Raw genomic sequence first — 6,604 nt, forward strand, 5'->3', positions numbered from 1 at the left:
TGGCATTTCTGGTCTTTTTTCAAAAGCTTCTAAGGCGTCATTAATATTATTTTTACTACAAATTGCTAGTAATATTCCTCGGTCTTTAATTGTTTTAATTTTGCGTTGAAATTCTAAAAATGCTTCGGAAACTGGGTCGCCTTGACCTATTTTAATTCCCATTACTCCTTCTTCTCCAACTACTCCTCCCCACAGAGTATTATCTAAGTCGAGTACAAGACATTTTTTGGTATAACCTTTTATTGCTTTTATATATCTAATTAATTCCCTGGCAATAGTTGGGAGAAAATTTTCTCGCCATTCCATTTTGGCGATATAATACATTTTTGCATTCTGGACTTGTTCTTTACCAAACCTTGAAGCTAACCGTTCAATATCAAAAAGATGTACTCTTGACTCTTTTTTTAGTAAACGCAGGAGTTCCAAATTTAATTCTAAATAAAATTCTGATTCTCCATATTCCTGATTCAGGTCAGCAATACCTGTTTGATAAAAATTTGGCTGTAGAAAGTTACTTATCAGAATATTGGCACTGGTTTGATTAACTGCTACTTTTAGCCAATCTGATATGTGGGAAATAATAAAATTTAAGCTGTTTTTTCTTTCATCTAAAGATAAGCTTGAATACTCATAATATATTTTTGGTTGTAACTCCCTGAGAGATATATCTAAATAAATTAAATCAGGATTATAGTTAATCAGGGGAGAATTAGGATTGAGTAATTCCTGAAAATATTGCTGATAGCTGCCAATATATTCTCCTGCAATTATTCCTTCAGAAACAGAGAAAACATTCACATAGGAAGGTAAAGGTTCAATTGTATAGTTTCCTAGATAGGCAATTTTAAATTCTGGTTTCTGAGAGAGTTTTTTGATACTTTTATCAATTAAGCTAATTTCTGTACTTTTAATTTCTGAAAAATCTACTTGTTTAATTAGATCGACTAATTCATCAAGAGAATTTGCTTGTTTCAAAAGTTGCTTCAGCTTTTTATCCATGTTTCCTACATCTCTAATTAAATACTTATCTATTTAACCTAATTATGTACTTATAACCATCCCTGTTCTCGGTACCAATCCCTAGTTTTTTGAATCCCTTCTTTAATCGAGTATTGGGGTTCAAATCCTAAAACTTCCTTGGATTTTCCAATAGAAAATGCCCGATTATTTTGGAAAAAACTTACCCTTCTTCTATGTAAAGGTGGTTCAATATTCAAAGGAACACAAACCTTTTCACAAAGTGTTGCCAAAGTCAAAACCGGACCTAAAGGAACTCTAATATTTGGAGGTTTAACTCCCAATTCTGTAGCAATTAATTTACACAATTCATTAAGAGTTAAATATCCTTCTCCTCCAAAAATAAATACTTCTCCTATTGCCTTTTCATTATTTAGACAAAGTAAAAATCCTCGCACTACATCATCTATATAAGAAGGATGAAATAGTACATTTCCATCTCCAACTATCACAAATCGCCCTTTCTTGATCATTTTAAACAATTTCAACATTCGGCGATCGCCGGGTCCGAATAATGAGATGGGACGAATTACGGTAATTGGTAGACCTGTTTCTCGATAAAATTCCCACACTCGTTTTTCAGCAATTAATTTTGTTTCTTGATAAAGGTCTGTAGGATTAAAGGCAGTCTCTTCATTAGCTGGAATTTCTAGGACAGTTCCATGAACTCCAATAGTGCTACAATGAATCAGATGTTTCACGTTATGCCTTTTTGCAGCTTCTAAGACGTGATTTGTACCTTCTACATTAACTGCATGAGCTTCTTTGTCATCCGATCCACCTTTGCGAAAATTTGACACTACATGGATGACATTATCTACACCTTCGACTGCTTTTTCTACAGCTTTTGCATCTCTGATATCTCCCCAAACTACATCATACTTCTCAGAACTATTGTTATTAGGAATTCCTGTTGCAGGAGGACGAGCAAAAATTCGCACATTGTTTCCTGCTGCAGATAATTGAGAAACTATATGACTTCCCAGGAAACCTTTACCACCTGTTACTAATACTTTACTCATTAGCCAACTAAAATTTTAAATTATGTTTAAATTATATTTATCGGTTTATACTGCTTATGCACTTAATCGTAAAGCCAACTGGTTACGAATAAATCGAAATGGTGTTTCCAGGGAACCATAGGGTTGAATTGAAGTAGTAGGGTTTAATAAAATCTGCTTCATGCTTTTTCCTGGTTCCACTATATTAAATTCACCCTCTACTATAAACCCAAAACTTCCTGGTTTGGTATATTCAGATTTTAAGGGTAGAGGGTCTGTTCCTGGCAAAACTTTCCATCCCTTTTTTTCAGCTAGTTGAAAATAAGATGGTCTTGACCAAAAATTAGGACGACCACTATTGTCACCGAGACATATCATAGAAAGGGTATCTGAATTTAATAACTTTTGTAAAATATTACCTCTCTTCCCTATCCATTTTCCTACTCCCCAAGGTAACACAGGTATACTATCTTTTGATACTATGTTTTGGATGGTAGTTTCTACAGGTAAACCATCTACAAATTCATTATCTGAAATTAAGGCTAAAACTTCTAATTTTTCTGCGGTTACAATTTGCCGACCAGCAATGATGAAAATTTTTTGATTCTCGTTATTAGTGGCAGAAATTGATATTGATTCTTGAGTTGGAGCTAATTTCCAGTTATTAATTTGCTGATGATTTTGAGCATATTCTAATATTTTACTAAATTCAAAATCACCAAGCATTTCTGTTAAAAATATCAAAAAAACCGAGTTTTCAGTATCGGTTTTCGTTCTTGATATTTTATGAAAATTTGCTAGAGATGCATTCAATAGTTGGTCAAGTTCAAAACATTTATGAATATGAACGTGAGCATCTGCAATAATTTTTTGATTTATTTTGACTTGACTATTCATTGATTTATTCAATAAATTTGCTAGAGCGAAAATTTTTCCACAGCCATAATATACCGACAATTAATATTGAGTAAGACAATTCCCAAGTAATAAATATAAAATGGCTGACATCAAATAATCCTCTGGAGTGATGAACTGAGGGAAAAAACGGTATTGCTGACTTCAAATATGTATCTGTAAACGGCCAGAAAAGTTGTAAACCAGAACCACTTGTGGCAGTGAAAAAGTCTAAAACCAAATGAGAACTATAGATAACTAAAGTAAATAAAAATAGTTGTTTAAAGGAAGATTTGCGACAATAACTAATTAGCCAACTAACTATGAAACTAAAACCAATGGCAAAAACAAAAGTGTGAGTAATACCCCTATGAAATCTTTCGCCTGTGATTAACTGAGGTAGAAAATCAAAGTCAGCAAAAATAGCGACAAAAACAGGATAAAAAGTTTCCCAGCTCCACCAACGAGAGGGATAATATTTCAATTTTTCCTGGGGTAGAAACTTAGCTAGTACATATCCAGAAACTGAGTGAGCTATTGGAGATGGCATAGTTAAAAATTGTTGATATAAAGGAAAAGTATTAAAATAATTTTGGCGCTGGTATCAGGATAGTTATACTAATTAACTTAAACAATCTCCCCGAGAATTTCAAAACTAAGGGGAGCAAATAATCAGCTCAATTTTTGAGGGCTTAAAGTTTGTTTTTTTCAGATAATTTTACTTTCAATTTTCTGACAAAAAAAAGGTCTCAAGCCTCCCCTTTGAAGGGTATGAAAAAAACAAATCCATTAACAGGAAAGGAAAGGAAAAAACATAGTTACCACTTGGGAGGCTAACTGATAAATGATAACTGAAATGACTTGGATAAAACAAAATTAGAGATTTCCTGGAGTTTATCTAGACGGAAATTTTGACTGGGGTAAATCCAAAAATATTTTTGATTTCCTCTACTTCTTGTTGTAATTTTGTCGGACTCCAACCTAACTCTTTGCTCATAACTTCAGCACAGAATAGAATAGTTTCATCCCCTGGATATCCAGCACTACCTAATTCTGTCCGGCGCAATATTACATCACTTAATTTATGAGCCATTTCTTGATGGATAGCATGGAAAATTTCAGCTTTAATAACTTGCAGTTCACTCTCAGGATTATCCAAATAATTCAGAACTTCTGGATAAGCAGAGCCATAGTTATAAACTAGGCGACGAATAGTTGATTCTGTTAAACCTTTTCCTTGGTTTTCTACAATAGCATTCTGTAAAAAAGCGTTAAAATTTTCTATTTCCCCACCATATATAGGTGTAACTGATGAAACTGACTTAGGAGATTTTTTCCCTAATGATTTGAATAGATAATTAACTACTTTTTCAGCTACGTCTCTGGCAGTGGTATATTTCACTCCTACTATTGAAATTAAACCTAATAATCCAGTTTCGGAATGATCTAAAATTTGATAATGTTTGGCTAAGACGGGTTCGCCAGTTTTAGGATTAACATTAGTTGTTGGTAGCATCCCCCCATGTACAAATGAAATTTCTTCTCGCTTTAACTTTGCTCCTGGATATGCTTGGTTAATAGCAGTAATAAATTGATTTATGTCTTCTTCTGTGATTTGAAAATCATCGGGGTCTTGAGTATAAACTGCATATTCTGTACCAATCATAGACCGCCCACGCCAAGGAGAAATAAATAGAAAGCGACTACCTTTGTTAACTATACCATCTGAGTCAGCAGAACTATTTTTACTGGTAATACCTACTGCATATTTTTCAAATAGAGGACGAGTGGTAACTAAATTCATTGCTTTAGCCAAACCAAAAGGCGATCGCTCTTGTTGGTTGACCATACCTAGAATTTTATTTACCCAAGCTCCAGAGGTATTGATAAATGTTTGACCACGGATATCTAATTTATTTCCAGTTAGTCGGTCTATTGCCGTTACGCCAGTAATGCGATTATCATTTTGAATAAACCCATTAACTTCAACATAGTTTGCTACAGTTGCGCCTTTTTGGTCAGCAGAGCGTAAAAATGATATGTTCAGTCTTTCTGAATTATAGACTTGAGCATCATAGAATATAGCTCCTCCGGTCAAACCTTGAGTTGAAATACCAGGAAGTAACTCCAAACATTTCTTTTGAGAAATTACACGACCGTTAGGAATATGTTTTTGTTGGTCTAGGAGTCTGTTGCGATCGCAACTTACCAAGTCATTAACTGCTAATGCTATAGACAAAGCTTCTTTTCCCTTCAACCCATGTCCATAAGTAGGGATCAAAACTGGCAGTGGATGAATAAGATGGGGTGCTATTCTCATTAAAGTGGTGCGTTCGTGAATTGACTCCCGCATCCGCTTAAAATCGGCATTTTGTAGATATCGCAGTCCTCCGTGAATAGTTTTTAAGCTATTAGCAGAAGTTGCCGCACCAAAATCATTTTTTTCTACAAGGGCTACAGAGAGGCCACACAGACTTGCTTCCCTAGCTAGAGTAGCTCCATATATTCCCCCACCTATTACCAGTACATCGTAAACTTGATTAGTTAGTTCCGTTAAATTTCTTTCCATAACATCTGAAATCTAAGGATGTAGATAACGAAGATAACTTTAGTGACATACTCGCACACTAACCTGACGGTATAGTGTGGGCTTCTCGTTTCACAGTCCCGGTATCCCGTCGGACTCCACGAGCTTTAAGAACGAGATGCCCCACCGCTCTTTTTGCACATAAAAAACTGCTCACCTAGTTCCGGAATAAGATTTTACGTTTTCCCACAGTTGACTAGGAATTCTGGCCAACAACCCCATATCCTATTAAATTTTCATGGTTCATTACTGGCGGCGATTAGCTCAAACCAGCATAGTTCAATGATAACATAAAAATTTGTAAATTAATTAGACATCGAGTCCCATTAATTTACCGCCGATTCATCTCACGCCAAATCGGCGATTTAGCTAACCTTAAGATACTTGATAATCTCCTGATTGCACAAGCTTTTTTTCAGAATCTCCATTCTGATTTTTGTCAGAGTTAATTGTTTCTTTTACTTGATTGTAGATACTACCTAACTTTTCACAAAAAGCAGCATAACTATGTTTTTTCTGAACCATGTTTTTACCTGCTTCCCCTAATTTAAATCTTAATTCAGGGTCTTTAATTAGAGAAATTATTCCTTTGGAAAAAGCTTGAGGATTAGAGTGAGATAACATTGCTGTTTTGTCATCTAATACCTGAGTATGAGTTGGTAAATTAGTTGCTAAGACAGCTTTACCACTATCAAGATAAGAATATATTTTCATTGGTGTATTCTTACCTTTTATCCGAGGAGATACTAAAACGTCAGCTTGAGCAAGATAATTTCCTAATTCACTAGCAGGTTTCTTTCCTAGAAAATATACTTTTTCTTGAATTCCTAACTTTTTAGCTTTATTTTGATATTTTTTAATATCTTCTTGCTCTCCTCCTACTATCACTAAATCAACTTCTTTTGTTTGTTTTAGTGCTAAAGCAAAACTATCTAGCAGTAAGTCCATACCTTGGTATTGTTCCAAATTACCCACATACATTAGCATTGTATTGCTAATTTTTAGCTCTTTTTTGAGGTTATGCTTAGTTGCAACTTTTTTTTCATTTAACAAAGAAATATCTGGTAATAGTACAACCTTTTTGGGTTGATATTGATTGATATTA

6 protein-coding genes are annotated in these 6,604 nt (G+C 34.4%); all 6 read right to left on the reverse strand.

The annotated features are described in order from the left end of the window. Nucleotides 1–999, reverse strand: a 999-nt coding sequence (locus F6K13_RS12570) for an HAD-IIIC family phosphatase (RefSeq protein WP_287287527.1), incomplete at its 3' end; no start/stop codon positions are given. 50 nt (nucleotides 1,000–1,049) lie between these two features. Beyond that, on the reverse strand, nucleotides 1,050–2,039 hold the full coding sequence (locus F6K13_RS12575) for an NAD(P)-dependent oxidoreductase (protein WP_124155511.1): 990 nt from the start codon (nucleotides 2,037–2,039) through the stop codon (nucleotides 1,050–1,052). Between the two features lie 54 nt (nucleotides 2,040–2,093). Continuing rightward, the gene (locus tag F6K13_RS12580) at nucleotides 2,094–2,915 is read right to left on the reverse strand and encodes a hypothetical protein (RefSeq protein WP_124146957.1); all 822 of its coding nucleotides are present in this window, start codon (nucleotides 2,913–2,915) and stop codon (nucleotides 2,094–2,096) included. A 4-nt stretch (nucleotides 2,916–2,919) separates the two neighbouring features. After that, nucleotides 2,920–3,462 carry a metal-dependent hydrolase gene (locus F6K13_RS12585; protein WP_124146956.1) on the reverse strand — a complete coding sequence of 181 codons (543 nt, stop codon included), beginning with the start codon at nucleotides 3,460–3,462 and terminating at the stop codon, nucleotides 2,920–2,922. 348 nt (nucleotides 3,463–3,810) lie between these two features. After that, nucleotides 3,811–5,481 carry a glycerol-3-phosphate dehydrogenase/oxidase gene (locus tag F6K13_RS12590; RefSeq protein ID WP_124155510.1) on the reverse strand — a complete coding sequence of 557 codons (1,671 nt, stop codon included), beginning with the start codon at nucleotides 5,479–5,481 and terminating at the stop codon, nucleotides 3,811–3,813. Between the two features lie 393 nt (nucleotides 5,482–5,874). Then, a partial coding sequence (locus F6K13_RS12595; RefSeq protein WP_287287529.1) for a glycosyltransferase family 4 protein occupies nucleotides 5,875–6,604 on the reverse strand: 730 nt, incomplete at its 5' end.

Origin of the sequence: Okeania sp. SIO2B9, from assembly GCF_010672505.1 — a bacterium.
In the GTDB taxonomy this organism is placed as follows: Bacteria; Cyanobacteriota; Cyanobacteriia; order Cyanobacteriales; family Microcoleaceae; genus Okeania; species Okeania hirsuta.

Bases quoted from the DNA above. Each gene is read 5' to 3' on its own strand.
- F6K13_RS12575 (WP_124155511.1), bottom strand. From the start codon at position 2,039: ATGAGTAAAGTATTAGTAACAGGTGGTAAAGGTTTCCTGGGAAGTCAT.
- F6K13_RS12580 (WP_124146957.1), bottom strand. From the start codon at position 2,915: ATGAATAGTCAAGTCAAAATAAATCAAAAAATTATTGCAGATGCTCAC.
- F6K13_RS12585 (WP_124146956.1), bottom strand. From the start codon at position 3,462: ATGCCATCTCCAATAGCTCACTCAGTTTCTGGATATGTACTAGCTAAG.
- F6K13_RS12590 (WP_124155510.1), bottom strand. From the start codon at position 5,481: ATGGAAAGAAATTTAACGGAACTAACTAATCAAGTTTACGATGTACTG.